17 protein-coding genes are annotated in these 16,919 nt (G+C 58.1%); 5 read left to right on the forward strand and 12 right to left on the reverse strand.

From position 1 onward, the window contains the following. Window positions 1–10: 10 nt before the first annotated feature. Window positions 11–604 (reverse strand): NAD(P)H-dependent oxidoreductase, encoded by a 594-nt coding sequence (locus AC2FLP_RS07280; protein WP_299899163.1) that lies wholly within the window; start codon window positions 602–604, stop codon window positions 11–13. Between the two features lie 100 nt (window positions 605–704). On the opposite strand from AC2FLP_RS07280, the gene AC2FLP_RS07285 reads away from it, so the two are divergent. Continuing rightward, window positions 705–1,283, forward strand: a complete 579-nt coding sequence (locus AC2FLP_RS07285; protein WP_299899161.1) for a TetR/AcrR family transcriptional regulator — start codon at window positions 705–707, stop codon at window positions 1,281–1,283. 21 nt (window positions 1,284–1,304) lie between these two features. On the opposite strand, the gene lpdA is transcribed toward AC2FLP_RS07285, so the two are convergent. The 9 genes from lpdA to sucC form a co-directional block, all read right to left on the reverse strand. Beyond that, window positions 1,305–2,693, reverse strand: a complete 1,389-nt coding sequence (gene lpdA / locus AC2FLP_RS07290; protein ID WP_117870374.1) for a dihydrolipoyl dehydrogenase — start codon at window positions 2,691–2,693, stop codon at window positions 1,305–1,307. Between the two features lie 72 nt (window positions 2,694–2,765). Next, entirely contained in the window at window positions 2,766–3,035 is a 270-nt protein-coding gene (locus AC2FLP_RS07295) for a hypothetical protein (RefSeq protein WP_117870372.1), read from the reverse strand. A 2-nt stretch (window positions 3,036–3,037) separates the two neighbouring features. After that, entirely contained in the window at window positions 3,038–4,555 is a 1,518-nt protein-coding gene (odhB, locus tag AC2FLP_RS07300) for a 2-oxoglutarate dehydrogenase complex dihydrolipoyllysine-residue succinyltransferase (RefSeq protein WP_117870370.1), read from the reverse strand. 3 nt (window positions 4,556–4,558) lie between these two features. After that, window positions 4,559–7,516, reverse strand: a complete 2,958-nt coding sequence (locus AC2FLP_RS07305) for a 2-oxoglutarate dehydrogenase E1 component (RefSeq protein WP_299899156.1) — start codon at window positions 7,514–7,516, stop codon at window positions 4,559–4,561. Then, window positions 7,513–8,055 (reverse strand): DUF805 domain-containing protein, encoded by a 543-nt coding sequence (locus AC2FLP_RS07310; RefSeq protein WP_299899154.1) that lies wholly within the window; start codon window positions 8,053–8,055, stop codon window positions 7,513–7,515. The genes AC2FLP_RS07305 and AC2FLP_RS07310 overlap by 4 nt, the downstream gene beginning before the upstream one ends. Continuing rightward, window positions 8,052–8,597: a DUF805 domain-containing protein gene (locus AC2FLP_RS07315; protein ID WP_299899152.1), complete on the reverse strand. Its 546-nt coding sequence runs from the start codon at window positions 8,595–8,597 to the stop codon at window positions 8,052–8,054. Before AC2FLP_RS07315 ends, AC2FLP_RS07310 begins: the two co-directional genes overlap by 4 nt. 19 nt (window positions 8,598–8,616) lie before the next feature. Beyond that, the gene (gene sucD / locus AC2FLP_RS07320) at window positions 8,617–9,498 is read right to left on the reverse strand and encodes a succinate--CoA ligase subunit alpha (RefSeq protein ID WP_117870362.1); all 882 of its coding nucleotides are present in this window, start codon (window positions 9,496–9,498) and stop codon (window positions 8,617–8,619) included. A 13-nt stretch (window positions 9,499–9,511) separates the two neighbouring features. Further along, window positions 9,512–10,339: a glycosyltransferase family 25 protein gene (locus AC2FLP_RS07325; RefSeq protein ID WP_299899149.1), complete on the reverse strand. Its 828-nt coding sequence runs from the start codon at window positions 10,337–10,339 to the stop codon at window positions 9,512–9,514. A gap of 97 nt (window positions 10,340–10,436) precedes the next feature. Next, window positions 10,437–11,630 carry an ADP-forming succinate--CoA ligase subunit beta gene (gene sucC, locus AC2FLP_RS07330; RefSeq protein ID WP_058278788.1) on the reverse strand — a complete coding sequence of 398 codons (1,194 nt, stop codon included), beginning with the start codon at window positions 11,628–11,630 and terminating at the stop codon, window positions 10,437–10,439. A 392-nt stretch (window positions 11,631–12,022) separates the two neighbouring features. Here sucC and AC2FLP_RS07335 point away from each other — a divergent pair, with 392 nt between their 5' ends. Beyond that, entirely contained in the window at window positions 12,023–13,015 is a 993-nt protein-coding gene (locus AC2FLP_RS07335; RefSeq protein WP_496682566.1) for a zinc transporter ZntB, read from the forward strand. Between the two features lie 122 nt (window positions 13,016–13,137). Here AC2FLP_RS07335 and mdh read toward each other — a convergent pair whose 3' ends face one another. Then, the gene (gene mdh / locus AC2FLP_RS07340; RefSeq protein ID WP_117870353.1) at window positions 13,138–14,100 is read right to left on the reverse strand and encodes a malate dehydrogenase; all 963 of its coding nucleotides are present in this window, start codon (window positions 14,098–14,100) and stop codon (window positions 13,138–13,140) included. A 161-nt stretch (window positions 14,101–14,261) separates the two neighbouring features. On the opposite strand from mdh, the gene AC2FLP_RS07345 reads away from it, so the two are divergent. Beyond that, the gene (locus AC2FLP_RS07345; RefSeq protein WP_299899143.1) at window positions 14,262–15,017 is read left to right on the forward strand and encodes a sulfite exporter TauE/SafE family protein; all 756 of its coding nucleotides are present in this window, start codon (window positions 14,262–14,264) and stop codon (window positions 15,015–15,017) included. Here AC2FLP_RS07345 and AC2FLP_RS07350 read toward each other — a convergent pair whose 3' ends face one another. Beyond that, on the reverse strand, window positions 15,018–15,323 hold the full coding sequence (locus AC2FLP_RS07350; RefSeq protein ID WP_299899141.1) for a hypothetical protein: 306 nt from the start codon (window positions 15,321–15,323) through the stop codon (window positions 15,018–15,020). Between the two features lie 171 nt (window positions 15,324–15,494). On the opposite strand from AC2FLP_RS07350, the gene AC2FLP_RS07355 reads away from it, so the two are divergent. Beyond that, complete coding sequence (locus AC2FLP_RS07355; protein ID WP_299899137.1) at window positions 15,495–16,352, forward strand: HpcH/HpaI aldolase/citrate lyase family protein; 858 nt, start codon at window positions 15,495–15,497, stop codon at window positions 16,350–16,352. A 6-nt stretch (window positions 16,353–16,358) separates the two neighbouring features. Then, window positions 16,359–16,913: an NnrU family protein gene (locus AC2FLP_RS07360; RefSeq protein ID WP_496682570.1), complete on the forward strand. Its 555-nt coding sequence runs from the start codon at window positions 16,359–16,361 to the stop codon at window positions 16,911–16,913. The last annotated feature ends 6 nt before the right edge of the window (window positions 16,914–16,919 follow it).

Below are 16,919 nucleotides of genomic sequence, written 5' to 3' on the forward strand. Positions count from 1 at the left end.
CGGCAGTGGTTCAAACCGCAGCGGCTCCGATCCTGGATACTTTTTCAATCCAGCGATCAACGTTGCCGGGCTTGGGATAGCTTGCGCCAGCAAAATAGGTGAACCGCGTTGGTTTGAAGCCGACGAACCCAAGGATCTGGTCCCGTACCTGACGGATAAGCGCCTGCCGGTATATCAGGCGCATGAACCATCCCGGCGTGTCTGAGGTCAGGATGACGCGTGCAGTACGCCCAGTCAGCATGGGCGCCGGGAACCCGATCTTTGTCGTATTCCGGGTGTCGAAAGTCCGCCCGGGGATAAATGTCCGGTCGATCAGTCCCTTGAGTTTTGCGGGAAGGCCGCCCCACCACATCGGTGTGGTCAGAACCAGATGGTCGCTCCACTCAAAGTCTTGCAGCACTTGTTCCAGAACCGGCTCAAGCGGTTTGAAATCGTGGTAATTGCCCTGACCGAAATCAAAATCGAACTGCAGATCGCTCAGATGGACCAACCGGACGTCATGGCCCTTTTTACGGGCGGCGTCTCCATACGTTTCGGCGAATATTCGTGACAGGCTGCTTTCTGCGGGGTGTCCGTCAAGGATGAGGATTTTCTTCGATTGCATTGTGATTCTCCTGAAAATGACCGTGGTCAGTTTGTAGGTAAAAAAATGACCACGGTCAATATAAATTTGACCACGGTCAAAAACTGTGCAATTGAGAGGTATGCAAAAGACGATCCAGAAACGTACGATCAAGACCCGCGCCAAGCTTCTCTCGGCTGCCGAAGAGGTTATCCAAAATGGCGGATATGAAGCTTTGCGGGTGGAAGACGTTGTGAAGGCTGCAGGTGTTGCGAAGGGCACTTTCTTTGCGCATTTTCGCGACAAGGATGCGCTTATGGAAATTCTGATCGCGGACAAGCTGAATGCGTGTTTGGATCAGGCCGAGGCCGGAACTTCACCCAAAACTGTTGCAGAGATCATCATGGCGCTGGAGCCGGTTCACAGTTTCATGACGTCCGAGCGGTATGTATTCGATCTGTTGATCAGGTATTCCGGTGCAACGGCTGTCGCTGAGATAGGACCGGTCGCCTATTGCTTTGAGAGATATTTCCGTGTCGTGATGCTGTGGCTCGAAGCTGCAGAGGTGCGAAAGGACGTGCCATGCGAGTTATTGGCCGAAGGTGTGCAGGCTTTCGCCATTCAGGCCATGTCACTAAAGTTTTGCGCGTTGCATTCAGCGACGACATTTACAGACAGGTTGGAGACCTATCTGGATGCCTGGTTGACCCCGACAGGCTGATCGCTGCCGGGGTCAAGGTTGTCAGCTGTGGATCGGGCCGTCGCCGCAAGCCAGTGCCGCTTCACGCACCGCTTCGGAATAGGTCGGGTGCGCGTGGCAGGTCAGGGCCAGATCCTCGGCGGATGCGCCGAATTCCATGGCGACGCAGACCTCGTGGATCAGATCGCCCGCAGCCGGACCGATGATATGGGCGCCAAGGATACGGTCGGTCTCTTTGTCTGCCAGAATCTTTACGAAACCGTCAGAGGCAAAGTTGGCTTTGGCGCGGCCATTGCCCATGAACATGAACTTGCCGACCTTGTAGGCACGACCCTGTTCCTTGAGCGTCGCCTCGGTCTCACCGACATTGGCGACTTCGGGCCACGTATAGATCACGCCCGGAATGACACCATAATTCACATGGCCATGCTTGCCGGCGACCACTTCGGCGGCGGCCATGCCTTCATCTTCGGCCTTGTGGGCCAACATCGGGCCTTCGATCACGTCGCCAATGGCATAAATGCCAGGTACGTTGGTTTGCCAATCCGCACCCACCTTGATCTGCCCGCGCGGGGTCATCTCGACTCCCAGCGCATCCAGCCCCAGCCCGTCGTAAAAAGGTTTGCGGCCCGTGGCCACCAGCACGGTATCGGCGTCGATCACATGCTCGCTGTCGTCCTTGAGGAGCTTGTAGGTCACCTTGGCCTTGGTCTTGGTTGCTTCGGTTTTCTGCACCGCCGCACCCATGATGAAATTCAACCCCTGTTTCTTGAGGATACGCTGGAATGTCTTCTGCACTTCCGGGTCCATGCCGGGGGTGATTTCCTTGAGAAACTCGATCACGGTTACTTCAGCACCCAAACGGCTGTAGACCGATCCCAGTTCAAGACCGATCACACCCGCGCCGATCACCACCATCTTTTTGGGGATCTTGCCCAGAGACAGCGCACCGGTGGACGTCACGACCACCTTCTCATCCACTTCGACACCAGGCAGCGAGGACGGTTCGGAGCCTGAAGCGATGATGATGCTCTTGGCCTCGTGCACCTCATCGCCCACTTTGACCTGACCGGCGGCAGGGATCGATCCCCAGCCTTTCAGCCAGTCGATCTTGTTCTTCTTGAACAGGAACTCAATGCCCTTGGTGTTGCCCTCGATCACCTCATCCTTGTAGGCTTGCATCTGCTTCCAATCGACCGAAGGGCTTTTGCCCTTCAGGCCCATCTTGGCAAAGTTGTGTTCGGCTTCGTGCAACTGATGGCTGGCATGCAGCAAAGCTTTCGAGGGAATGCAGCCCACATTCAGGCAAGTACCACCCAGCGTTTCGCGCCCCTCGACAACAGCAGTCTTCAGACCCAGTTGAGCGCAGCGGATCGCGCAGACATAGCCGCCGGGTCCGGCGCCGATTACGATGACGTCATAATTTGCCATTAGATTCTCCTAAACCGACCGGACGATCCGGTGCTTCCCCGACCCGATTTGGTGGGTCAGGAATATCTTTTGTCAAACGGGTTCCAGCAGCTTGATCGAGATATGCGCAATGCCGCCTCGCTCGTGGTGCATTGCCAATTCCTCGGACCCGAAAAAGGCGCGCGCCTTTTCCAGATCCGTAACCTCGAACATCGCGATTGCATGGTCCTTCTGATCGGGATCGCGCCAGACATGCAGGTCGCGGATACCCGAGGCCTTGCGCATCGGCTTGTCCTCGCGGAACACTTTCAGCCAGGCGTCGAAATCCGCCACATCGGCCTGCCAGAGTACATGTGTCGCCATGGTTACAGATCCATCAGCAGGCGGCGGGGGTCTTCCAGCGCCTCTTTCACACGAACCAGGAACGTCACCGCGCCTTTGCCGTCAACGATCCGGTGGTCATAAGACAGGGCCAGATACATCATCGGGCGGATCTTGATCTCGCCATTGATGACCATCGGTCGTTCCTGGATCTTGTGCATGCCAAGAATGCCCGACTGCGGGGGGTTCAGGATCGGCGACGACATCAGCGACCCGTAAACACCACCGTTCGAGATGGTGAAGGTGCCGCCCTGCATCTCGGCCATTGAAAGCTTGCCATCGCGGGCGCGCTTGCCCTTTTCGGCGATGGCTTTTTCGATGGCTGCAAAGGACATGCTGTCCGCGTCGCGAATGACCGGTACGACCAGACCCTGCGGCGTGCCGGCAGCAACGCCCATGTGAACGAAGTTCTTGTAGACGATGTCGGTGCCATCGATCTCGGCATTGACCTCTGGCACTTCTTTCAGGGCATGGCAGCAGGCCTTGGTGAAGAAGGACATGAAGCCCAGGCGCACGCCGTGCTTCTTCTCGAACTGGTCCTTGTACTGATTGCGCAGGGCCATCACCTCGGTCATGTCCACCTCGTTATAGGTGGTCAGGATCGCGGCGGTGTTCTGCGCATCCTTCAGGCGCTTGGCAATTGTCTGACGCAGACGAGTCATCCGTACGCGTTCTTCGCGGGCCGCGTCTTCGGCAGCAACCGGTGCGCGTGGAGCCTGAGCCGCTGGTGCAGACGCAGAAGCCGCAGGTGCCGGAGCAGAAGCGGCTGCAACCGCCTTGGCAACGTCTTCCTTCATGATACGGCCATCGCGACCGGTGCCGGTGACCTGATCGGCTGACAACCCGGCTTCTGCCATCGCCTTTTCAGCCGATGGTGCGTTTGCAACATCTTTGCCGGTGCTTGCCGCTGCAGAAGCTGCCGCCGCCGCAGGAGCTGGCGCAGGAGCTGCGCCAGCGGCCGCGCCAGAGATGACTGCCAGCTTTGCGGTTGCATCCACGGTTGCACCTTCCGGCGCGACAATCTCTGCCAGAACACCGGAAGCCGGGGCCGGTACTTCGACCGAGACTTTGTCGGTTTCCAACTCACACAACATCTCGTCCTGCGCGACGCTGTCGCCGACTTGCTTGAACCAGGTTGAAACAGTTGCTTCCGTCACGGATTCGCCAAGTGTCGGAACCATCACGTCAACCGACCCGCCAGATGCGGCAGGTGCGGCCTCCGGAGCTGCTGCGGCTGTTGCTGGGGCAGGCGTGGCTGCGCCTTCGCCGGCAGTAATCGTCGCCAGTAGAGCATCGACACCAACCGTTTCGCCTTCGGCGGCTACAATCTCACCCATCACACCAGCAGAGGGAGAGGGCACTTCGACCGTGACCTTGTCAGTCTCCAGCTCACACAGCATCTCATCCACGGCGACCGCATCACCGGGCTTTTTGAACCATGTTGCAACAGTGGCTTCGGTGACCGACTCGCCAAGCGTGGGAACACGAACTTCAATCGTCATCGCTTATTTTCCTTCGATGCTCAGCGCTTCGTTAACCAGCGCTTCTTGTTGGGCTTTGTGTTGGCTGGCCAGGCCCGTTGCGGGCGAAGCCGAGGTTGCGCGACCGACGTAAGCCGGACGGGTATGTTTCGCGCCGATCCGGGACAGAACCCATTCGATATTGGGCTCAATAAAGGTCCAGGCGCCTTGGTTTTTGGGCTCTTCCTGACACCAGACCATTTCGGCATTCTTGAATCGTTCAAGCTCGTTGATCAGCGAATGTGCCGGGAAGGGATAGAACTGTTCGATCCGCATCAGGTAGACGTCGTCAATGCCACGTGCATCGCGTTCCTCCAGCAGGTCAAAATAGACTTTGCCGGAACACATCACCACGCGTTTGATCTTGTTATCCGCCACCAGCTTGGTGTCGGAATTACCCTTCTGTGCATCATCCCACAGCACGCGGTGGAAGCTGGAGCCGGTAGTAAAATCCTCGGCCGTGCTGACCGCTAGCTTGTGGCGCAGCAACGATTTAGGCGTCACCAGAATCAACGGCTTGCGGAACGTCCGGTGCAGTTGGCGGCGCAGGATGTGGAAATAGTTCGCGGGCGTGGTGCAGTTCGCCACGATCCAGTTGTCCTGACCGCACATTTGCAGGAACCGCTCAAGCCGCGCGGATGAGTGTTCGGGGCCCTGTCCTTCAAACCCGTGCGGCAACAGCGTGACCAAACCGGACATCCGCAGCCATTTCGATTCACCAGAACTGATGAACTGGTCGAACATGATCTGCGCGCCGTTGGCGAAGTCCCCGAACTGGGCTTCCCATAGAACAAGTGCATTGGGTTCGGCCAGCGAGTATCCGTATTCGAACCCAAGCACTGCATATTCGGACAGCATCGAGTCGATCACTTCGTACTGCGACTGGCCTGCGCGAATGTTGTTCAGCGGGTAGTACCGCTCTTCGGTTTCCTGATGAATGAACCCCGAATGTCGCTGGCTGAAGGTGCCGCGCGTGGCGTCCTGGCCAGAAAGGCGTACCGGGTACCCCTCGGTCAGCAATGACCCGAAGGCCAGCGCCTCACCAGTGGCCCAGTCAAAGCCTTTACCGGTTTCAAACATCTGCTTCTTGTGCTCAAGCAGCCGACCGACCGTCTTGTGCATGGCAAATCCGCTCGGTACGCGGGTCAGGGCGCCACCCATTTCGGCCAGAGTGTCCGGCGCGATCGCCGTCTCGCCGCGCATGTATTCGTCTTTGTTCTTGTCCAGATGCGACCAGCGCCCGTCCAGCCAATCGGCCTTGTTGGGTTTATAGTCTTTACCGGCCTCGAATTCGTCGTTCAGATGGGCCTGGAAGGCCGCTTTCATATCCTCGATTTCACCTTCGGGGATTAGGCCATCCTTGACGAGGCGTTCTGTGTACAGAGACAGCGTGGTCTTATGCGTCTTGATCTTCTTGTACATGATCGGGTTGGTGAACATGGGCTCGTCGCCCTCGTTGTGACCAAACCTGCGGTAGCAGAAGATATCCAAAACCACATCCTTGTGGAATTTCTGGCGGAACTCGGTCGCCACCTTGGCTGCATGAACAACCGCTTCGGGGTCATCCCCGTTCACGTGGAAAATCGGTGCTTCGACCATCAGCGCGATATCCGTCGGATATGGGCTGGAGCGTGAGAAATGCGGCGCGGTGGTAAAGCCGATCTGGTTGTTCACCACGATGTGCATTGTCCCGCCGGTGCGATGCCCGCGCAGACCGCTCAGGCCAAAGCCTTCGGCGACGACGCCCTGACCGGCAAAGGCCGCATCCCCATGCAGCAGAATGGCCATAACCCTGGTGCGATCAGTGTCGCCCAATTGATCCTGCTTGGCGCGGACCTTGCCCAGAACCACAGGGTTCACCGCCTCAAGGTGCGACGGGTTTGCAGTCAGCGACAGGTGTACGCTGTTGCCGTCGAACTCGCGGTCGCTTGAGGCACCCAGATGGTACTTCACATCACCCGAGCCATCCACGTCTTCGGGCTTATAGCTGCCGCCCTGGAATTCGTTGAAGATGGCGCGATAGGGCTTGCCCATCACGTTGGCTAGAACATTCAGACGACCGCGGTGCGGCATGCCGATGACGATATCGCTGAGACCCAGCGCGCCACCCCGCTTGATGATCTGCTCCATCGCCGGAATAAGCGCCTCACCGCCATCGAGACCAAAGCGCTTGGTGCCCATGTACTTGACGTGAAGGAATTTCTCAAAGCCTTCGGCCTCGACCATCTTGTTCAGAATGGCTTTGCGGCCTTCCTTGGTGAACTGGATTTCCTTGCCATAGCCCTCGATCCGTTCTTTCAGCCATGCGGCCTCTTCCGGGTTTGAGATATGCATGTATTGCAGCGCAAAAGTGCCGCAATAGGTCCGCTTCACGATCTCGACGATCTGCCGCATCGAGGCGACCTGCAGCCCCAGCACGTTGTCGATGAAGATCGGACGGTCCATGTCCGCATCGGTGAAGCCGTAGGTTTTGGGATCCAGTTCCGGATGATTGCTGGCCGCGCGCATGCCAAGGGGGTCAAGGTTGGCGGCCAGATGGCCCCGGATCCGGTAGGCTCGGATCAGCATCAGCGCCCGCAGACTGTCCAGCACTGCGCGTTTGATCTGGTCATCGCTGACTTCGACACCTTTATCGGCAGCCTTGTCCTTGATCTTCTTGCCTGCGGCCTTGGCGTCAATCTCGGCCCACTCACCGGTCAACGCACCGGTCAGATCATCGGCCGGCATGGGCGGCCAGTCCGTGCGCGCCCACGAAGGCCCTTCGGCCTCACGCTGAACATCAGGCGCGGCGTCACCCATGGCCTTGAAGAACTCGACCCAGGCAGCGTCTACCGCACCGGGGTTCTTGGTGTACTGCGCATAAAGCTGTTCCAGGTATTCGGCGTTGTGCCCCTGCATGAAGCTCGAGGCGTGAAAGGCAGTATTGGGCGAGTGTTCGGTCATTGGGCTACCTCATGTGGGTTGGGACCGTATTGATTGGTGCCTGGCTGGCTGGGGCGGGTCAGCCACCACAGCACCAGAAGGGGCGACACCACCAGAACGATAAGTGTCGGGATGACGATCAGCAATGTTGCGCGGGTGAACAGGATGTCCAGATTGCCGCCGTGCTGGAAACTGGAGGCAAGGCCGATGCCAAAGATCAGCACCGCAAAGGCCCCGAGGATCAGAAGGATCGGCAACAGAGCATAAAGCCCGCTGCGCCCGGTATCATGCATCCGCCGCCACGCGACGGCCAGATGCGGGAAAAAGACGATCAGTCCAACGATGCTTTGCACCGGCGCTGTGGACGTTGCAGTGACGGCTTTAACCTCGTCGGTCTGGCTGACCGAGACCTGCGTGAAGAACTGCCAGTCGATGATCCCGGCAATAAAGCTCCAGATCACGATGAACAGGAAAAAGAACCAGTATTCGGAGCGTGAGGCACGCCCTGAGAAGGAGAAGAACTTGGAGAAACAGGTGCGTATGGCGTCGGAGAAAGTCATGCGGTCAACTCCGAAGCATTTGGCCCGTATTCGTTGGTTCCGGGTTCAGAAGGAGTTGTGCCCCACGATACGATTACTACGAATGCCAAGAGCGAAAGCACGAGTTGTGGTACCCCTAGTAAGAAAGCAAAAATCAACGCGATGTTCACTGATATCAGCCCTAATAGACCCACAAAAAAGGACAGCATAGGGCCAAAGAAAAATGCTAGAAAAAGCGCGAGCCAAGCATACCAACCCGGGAATCCAATATCATGCATTCGACGAGTGAGCATTGCCGCAAAAGGTATGAGGACCAAAAGCGACACAACAAGGCTTCCAATTCGAGGGCTGTAATCAGTGACATTGGATATCTCGTGCGTCTGTTCACCGGTCAGCAAATCTGTAGTCGTGGTAAATTCTTGATAAGTCGTTGGACCAAGAGCCAATAAATCGAATGTCAGAGCAGCTAACAGCAACAACAGTATCGGAGTCACATACATCCAGTATTCCGAGCGGGAGGCCCGCCCGGAAAATGACAGAAGTGTTTTGACACTAAACTGCATAGCTCTGCGCTGATTCCTATCAACCAATCGCTTCCAACACAGCCTCACCTAGCTGCGCCGGGCTTTCGGCTACGACTATACCGGCCGAGCGCATGGCTTCGATCTTGTCCTCGGCACCGCCCTTGCCACCGGCGACAATCGCGCCTGCGTGGCCCATGCGGCGGCCCGGAGGGGCTGTGCGGCCAGCGATGAACCCTGCAGTCGGTTTCTTGCGGCCTTTCTTGGCCTCGTCCGCCAGGAACTGCGCGGCTTCTTCCTCGGCCGAGCCGCCGATCTCACCGATCATGATGATCGACTCGGTTTCGTCATCGGCCAGGAACCACTCCAGAACGTCGATATGCTCCGTGCCTTTGATCGGGTCGCCGCCGATGCCGACGCAGGTGGACTGGCCCAGACCCACATCGGTGGTCTGCTTGACGGCCTCATAGGTCAGGGTGCCCGAACGCGACACAACGCCGACCGAGCCGCGCTTGTGGATGTGGCCGGGCATGATGCCGATCTTGCAGGCGTCGGGCGTGATGACACCGGGGCAGTTGGGGCCGATCAGGCGCGAGCTTGAGCCTTCCAGCGCCCGCTTCACCTTCATCATGTCCAGAACCGGGATGCCTTCGGTGATGCAGACGATCACTTCCATCTCGGCATCAATCGCTTCGAGAATCGAATCCGCGGCAAACGGCGGCGGTACATAGATCACCGAAGCGTTGGCTTCGGTCACGTGCTTGGCTTCGTGAACCGAATTGAACACGGGCAGGCCCAGATGCTCCATCCCGCCTTTGCCGGGGGTGACGCCGCCGACCATCTTGGTGCCATAGGCAATGGCCTGTTCGCTGTGGAATGTACCCTGCGAGCCGGTAAAGCCCTGACAGATCACTTTGGTGTTTTCGTCGATGAGGACTGCCATTTTGTCCCTTTCTCTAGGCGGTGTTGGATTGATTGGGTTCAGTCGCCGGCAGAACCTGCGGCGCATAGGTAATCTTCTCGAGCGTGGCACGTCCCAGGGCAAGGTTGGCCGTCGTGCGAAGGCCGCTGCTGATTTCGGCGATGCCACGCCTAACTTTTTGCCGGATCAGGGGCCAGCCGTTGGGACGCGCGCGTGGCGCACCCATCTGGTATTCGCCGGGCGCTTCGTTGCCCTGTTCGACCATGGCCGGGATCACCTGATAGATGTTGATCTGACGCGCCGCCGGCGAGGCGGAAGGGTTGAACAACAAACCATCCAGCGTAATGTCAAAGGGTTTCTGTGCCAGAAAGTGCCGGGCCGCTTCGCGTGTCAGCGCATAAGCTGCACCACCGGGATGGCGCGAGCGCATCAGGCGCAGTTCCCGTCCCAAATGGGACAACCGCTTGCGTCCAAGTGCCACGTAAAGCTTCGTGCTGCGCCAACGTTCGAACCGAACGATGTCGGCATCCTCAGGCCACCAGGACGGATCGTTCAGCCAGTCTGCCAGTTCCGGTGTCAGGAAAACATCATCCTCAAGGATCAAGGCCTGTTCCGCGCCCGAGGCAATCACCGCCTCCCACGCTTTGGCGTGGCTGAGGGTGCAAGCCATGTCCTTGGTATGGAAATAGCCCCAAGGTCCTTCCGCCCGGCATTCCCGCAGAAAGTCCTCACGGGTGGCGGCATCGCAGTCAACAGCGTTGACGCGCGTCGCCGACAGGCCTGCCGTTTGCAGCTCCTGCTCCATCAAGCGCGCCCGCCCTGTGGCGCGTTCGAGGCCTATGAGGAAGATGGGGATGGTCATCAGATCGATTGCTTCTTTCGGCCTTGCGCGGCAGTGATTTGCAGCTTGGTATTTGCCGCGATGGGGCGGGCCCGAGGCCAGCCCCACTCAAACAAGCTTACCCCTTAACTGCCTTCACGATCTTCTCGGCACCGTCTTTCAGGTTGTCTGCCGCGATCACGTCCAGGCCAGAGGTGTTGATGATCTCTTTGCCCTTCTCGACATTCGTGCCTTCCAGACGCACGACCAGCGGCACTTTCAGGCCGACCTCTTTCACTGCGGCGACAACGCCCTCGGCGATCACGTCGCAACGCATGATGCCGCCGAAGATGTTGACCAGAATGCCTTTGACCTGCGGGTCCGAGGTGATGATCTTGAACGCCTCGGTCACTTTCTCTTTGGTGGCGCCGCCACCCACGTCGAGGAAGTTGGCAGGCTCTGCCCCATACAGCTTGATGATGTCCATGGTCGCCATCGCCAGACCGGCACCGTTGACCATGCAACCGATCTCACCATCCAGCGCGATATAGTTCAGGTCGTATTTCGAGGCCTCCAGTTCCTTGGGATCTTCCTCGGTCGTGTCGCGCAACTCGGCGATGTCGGGGTGGCGGTAGACCGCGTTGCCGTCAAAACCGACCTTGGCGTCCAGCACTTTGAGGTCGCCCTTGTCGGACACGATCAGCGGGTTGATTTCCAGCATCTCCATGTCCTTCTCGACGAAGGCAGCGTACAGCTGGCTCATCAGTTTGACGCACTGTTTGACCTGCGCGCCTTCCAAACCCAGCGAGAAGGCGATGCGGCGGCCATGATAGGGCTGATAGCCTGTCGCCGGATCGACCGAGAAGGACAGGATTTTCTCGGGCGTTGCCGCGGCAACCTCTTCGATGTCCATTCCGCCTTCGGTCGAGCAGACAAACGAGATGCGGCTTGTCTGGCGATCCACCAACAGGGCCAGATACAGTTCACGCTCGATGCCGGAACCGGCTTCGATGTAGATGCGGTTGACTTGCTTGCCCGCGGGGCCGGTTTGATGCGTGACCAGCGTACGGCCCAGCATCTTCTTGGCTTCCTCGGATGCTTCTTCCACCGACTTGGTCAGACGAACACCGCCTTTTTCACCGGCGTCAGCCTCTTTGAAGGAGCCTTTGCCGCGGCCGCCCGCGTGGATCTGTGCTTTGACAACCCACAGCGGGCCATCCAGTTCACCGGCTGCGGTTTTGGCTTCCTCAGCGCGCAGAACCGCGCGACCTTCGGAGACCGGAGCGCCATAGCTGCGAAGAAGCGCTTTGGCCTGATATTCGTGAATGTTCATCGAAACTGTCCCGTCTGACTGCGTTTAAACGTTATAGGGGTGTTTAAACGTCAGATTTAAAGGGTTTTCTGACTCCTCGGGGTGATTAGCCAAAGATTTTCAGCTTTTGTGATCACGGTTTTTTCGCGTGTGATCACAAATTCAGTGCGCTGCGACGCTTGATTCGACAATCCGAGGATTTGTGCAAAAAAACTCATTCTACGCTGCTCAGCTTACTGCTTACGCTAACAACATCGGTCACACTTGTGGAGCGTACACCGTATGCGAGCGCGGGAAAACGCAGCGGCGCTGACTGTCTCGGGCGTCGCTTGGGCTTGGCGGTCGTCAGTTGGTTGGATAGTGTCCCGATGCCGCAAGGTGCGGTAGATTGATAGCCAGAAGGGTCCAACAGGATGAATGCACAAGGCCACAGCCTTCCGGATGCCTTGACGCTTGTCTTTGATGGTGCGGGTCGGGCGACGACGGTAAACGACGACAGTTTTCCGGTTTGGTCACCGCCGGAAACCGGGGTTGGGTTCGCATGGCAGCACCTGCGACTGGAAGCGCCAGCCACTCAATCGCTTCTGCGCGCCAGCGGGTTGGACGAATTTGTGATTGACGCGCTGATGGCTGACGAAACCCGGCCTCGGTGTACCGTACACGGTGACGGCGTCATCCTGAACCTGAGAGGCGTAAACCTGCTGCCGGATCAACTACCCGAAGATATGATTTCGGTCCGGATGTGGCTGACGGAAGCCAAAGTGATAGGTGTCTGGCGTCGGCCACTGGACGCGGTTTCCGATTTGCTGGCGTCGATAGAACGGGGGCAAGGCCCAAGAACACCCGGTGATTTTGTCGCGCGCATGGCGCTTCGGCTGGCCGACCGGGCCGAGCCGGCGATCACAGATCTAAACGAGCGCGTGGATGATCTTGAGGAAATCCTTTTGGAACCGGATGCTGATATCTCGCGGACAGAGCTTTCAGCGATCCGTCGGTCGTCGATTGTTCTGCGCGGTTACCTCGTACCCCAACGCGATGCGCTGACCACCTTGGAAATCGAAGACCTGCCCTGGCTCCAGGCGCAAGATCGTTCACGTTTACGCGAAGCATCGGAACGCATCTACCGGATCGGCGAGGACCTTGCTGCGGTTCGCGAACGAGTCCAGATCATTCATGACCAATTGATGGATCAGCGCGCCGAACGCATGAACAGCCGGATGCTAGTTCTGTCGGTCGTGAGTGCGGTGTTTCTTCCGCTAAGTCTGGTCGCGGGGGTTCTTGGGATCAATGTCGGCGGCGTGCCTGGCGCAAGCAACCCAAGCGCCTTCTGGGAGGTGTGTGTCCTGTTAGTCGTTTTAGGGGGGCTGCTTCTGGCCGTAGCTAGATGGTTAGGCATGTTCCGGTAGGTTGGGTTTAGGTCGGGCAATGTAAGTCGGGCAATGTAAAAAGCCCTGCCACAATCTCGGGCAGGGCTCTATTCTGTCCTGGCTCTCCTGTCGCCAGATCCACAGGCGACAGGGGTAGGCTACTATGCCAGCGAGCTGTCGATACCCTTGCAAGCGTCGATCAGACCCTTCACTGCGTTCACAGAGTTGTCGAAACCTGCCTGCTCGTCTTCGTTCAGCTTGATGTCAACGATACGCTCGACACCACCAGCACCGATGACGGTCGGAACGCCGACATAGAGGCCATCGACGCCCAGCTCGCCGTTGCAGTAGGCCGCGCATGGCAGAACGCGTTTCTGGTCTTTCAGATAGGCCTCGGCCATTTCGATCGCCGACGTGGCAGGCGCGTAATAGGCAGAACCGGTCTTCAACAGGCCAACAATTTCAGCGCCGCCGTCACGGGTGCGCTGCACGATGGCGTCCAGTTTCTCTTGCGTGGTCCAGCCCATCTCGACCAGATCAGGCAGCGGAATACCGGCAACCGTCGAGTAGCGTACCGACGGTACCATGGTGTCGCCGTGGCCGCCCAGCACGAATGCGGTGACGTCGCGCATCGAGACGTTGAACTCTTCCGACAGAAAATGTGCAAAGCGGGCCGAGTCAAGCACCCCAGCCATGCCACAAACCTTGTTGTGCGGCAGGCCCGAGAATTCACGCAGGGCCCAGACCATGGCATCCAGCGGGTTGGTGATGCAGATCACGAACGCATCGGGTGCGTGGGCAGCGATGCCTTCACCGACCGACTTCATGACCTTCAGGTTGATGCCCAGCAAATCATCGCGGCTCATGCCCGGCTTGCGGGCCACGCCTGCGGTCACGATGCACACATCCGCACCAGCGATATCGGCATAGTCGCTGGTGCCTTTCATCGAGGCGTCGAACCCTTCCGAAGGGCCGGATTCAGCGATGTCGAGCGCCTTGCCCTGCGGCAGCCCGTCTGCGATGTCAAACAGGACAACGTCACCCAGTTCTTTGACAGCTGCGAGATGTGCAAGCGTGCCGCCGATGTTCCCCGCGCCGATCAGCGCAATCTTGGGTCTGGCCATTTGGAATATCTCCGGTCGGTATTGAAATCGCGGCTGTGCTAGTCGTTAAAACGTCAATAGGCAAGGGTTCTGCGACGTGGCATACAACCGCATACCGTTTGCAGGCCCTGCTTTGATTGCGCTAAACGGCCTTTGAGATAAGCCAAAACCGGGACCGTCACATGTTCGAACTGAACCTGATGTTTTTTGCCGTGGCGATCCCGGCAGTGATCTTTGCCGGTATCTCAAAGGGTGGTTTCGGTTCTGGCGTGGCCTTTGCCTCTTCGTCGATTCTGGCCTTGATCCTGACGCCCGGGCAGGCTTTGGCCTTGATGCTGCCGATTCTGATGGTGATCGACGTGGCCACACTGGGTCCGTATTGGAGACGGTGGAGTTGGCCGGATTCACGTCTACTGATTCTGGGCGCGGTACCCGGCGTGGCGATGGGTGCGTGGCTTTATCGTGCAACGGATGATGACCTGCTGCGCCTGCTGATCGGTGGCATCTCTGTCGGGTTCGTGATTTGGCACATGGCGCAATCGCAAGGTTGGGTGCGCGGGTTTGCCAGGCGACTGCCGCCGTCTTCTGGTCTTTTTGCCGGGCTGGTCGCGGGTTTCACAAGCTTCGTCAGCCACGCCGGCGGCCCCCCGGCGGCTGTCTATCTTTTGTCTCAACGGCTGACCAAAACCGAGTTTCAGGCCAGCACGGTATTGGTTTTCTGGGTGATCAATATCGCGAAATTTGTACCCTACGCTTATCTGGGCATGTTCACATGGCAGACGTTGTGGGCGGACTTGTTGCTGACACCCTTTGCGATCTTGGGGGCATGGCTGGGCGTCCGGGCACATTTCATGTTGTCCGAACGCCTGTTCTTTGGGCTCGCCTATGTGCTGCTGACACTTACCGGCAGCAAGCTGATCTGGGACTCGTTTACCTGATCAGGCATTGGGGGGCAGCGCCTCGGCCACATCTTCAAAAGACTGACCCGAAGCCACAAGGCAGGTGATCCCGTTGGGCATGGTCACCGTGATGGTCCAGCTGCCGCTTTCGTTCGAGGCAAAAAGCTCCATTACTGCGCCTTTCCGGGCCAGCCCCAAACCTCTGCGCGTTTCACCATAGGCCTCGTGCAACCGTTCCAACACATCTTCTCGAGGCGCACAGTTTTGACCCTGAGCGTGCACGTGCTGCGCGGCCAGAACCATGATTCCAAGCCCCATTGTCATCTTGAACACCGTCTTTTGCATCCCGTACCCTTTTTCGGTTCCTTCTGCCGATCAGGGTGGATGGCAAGGGACGAAATCCAGTTAAGGGAACGCACGTTGCGTCGGGCTTGCTGCAGTGCGGCGATTTTATGCTTGAACTTTACTGCAAAAAATGCCCCATTCCGCGCAACTTTATTTCAATGGGAGTGGTCTATGGATTCTCGTCAGCGCCCCTATCGTTCAGTTCTGTACATCCCTGGCTCGAAGGATAGAGCCCTGGACAAGGCCCGCACTCTGCCCGTGGATGCGATCATCTTTGATCTGGAGGATGCAGTTGCAGCGGACGAAAAAGAAAACGCGCGCGAAACGCTGAAAGGCGCCCTGTCCGAAGGGGGCTATGGCGCACGGGTCAAGATCGTCCGGATCAATGGGCTGGACACCGAATGGGGGCGTGCCGACGCCGAGGCGGTGCGCGACATGGATGCCGACGTTGTTCTGTTGCCCAAGGTGAATTCGGCGACCGACGTAGATGCACTGGCGGCGATCACCGGAGAATTGCCGATCTGGGCCATGATGGAAACACCGCGCGGAATGCTCAACGCGGCGGAAATCGCTGCGCATCCGCTGATGGCCGGGTTCGTGATGGGCACAAACGATCTGGCCAAAGAGCTGCAAACCCGCTTCCGTCCTGATCGCTTGCCGATGATGACTTCGCTGGGTCTGTGCCTGTTGGCTGCCAAAGCCGAGGGGTTGATCATCGTCGATGGCGTGTACAACGCTTTCAAGGATGCCGAGGGTCTGGCCGATGAGTGTGCACAAGGCCGAGACATGGGCTTTGATGGCAAAACGCTGATCCATCCGGCCCAGGTCGATGTGGCCAATAAAGCCTTTGCGCCATCGGATGATGAGATCGACCTGGCCCGCCGTCAAATCTCGGCATTTGAAGAGACCGAAGCGCAAGGGCAGGGTGTTGCTGTCGTGGATGGCAAGATTGTTGAAAATCTGCACGTTGTAACTGCCCGCGAAATTCTGGCAAAAGCAGAGGCAATATCAGCTTTGCAAGCGGGGTAAGCCAGCATGGGCTTTTTTCTTCTGATCTTGGGCGTCGCGTTGTGGTGGGCAGCGCATCTATTCAAACGTGTGGCACCCGAACGCCGCGCCGCAATGGGCGACGGGGGCAAAGGGGCAGTTGCTCTGGCACTGGTCGCGTCGATCCTGCTGATGGTGTTCGGCTATCGTATGACCGACTTCATCTATGTCTGGGCGCCGCCGACCTTCCTGATTCACGTCAATAATCTGTTGGTTCTTATCGCGATCTACATGATGAGCCCTGCAGGTACCAAAGGTCGGGTGCTGAACAAGTTTCGCCATCCGATGCTCGGCGGGTTCAAGCTGTGGGCCTTTGCGCATTTGCTGGTGAACGGAGATCTGGCTTCGATCATCCTGTTCGGCGGTCTTCTGGCATGGGCTGTGGTCGAAGTCATTGTAATCAACAAGTCCGAACCTGACTGGGTGCCGGGTGAGCCCGGGACTTACGGCAAGGATGCGATTTTCTTTGTGGCGTCGATCGTGCTGCTGGGGATTATCGGATATATCCACGGCCTGGTCGGTCCGTCTCCGTTCGGCTCATGAGGACCT

This window comes from Ruegeria sp. CDSA141 (assembly GCF_059612005.1).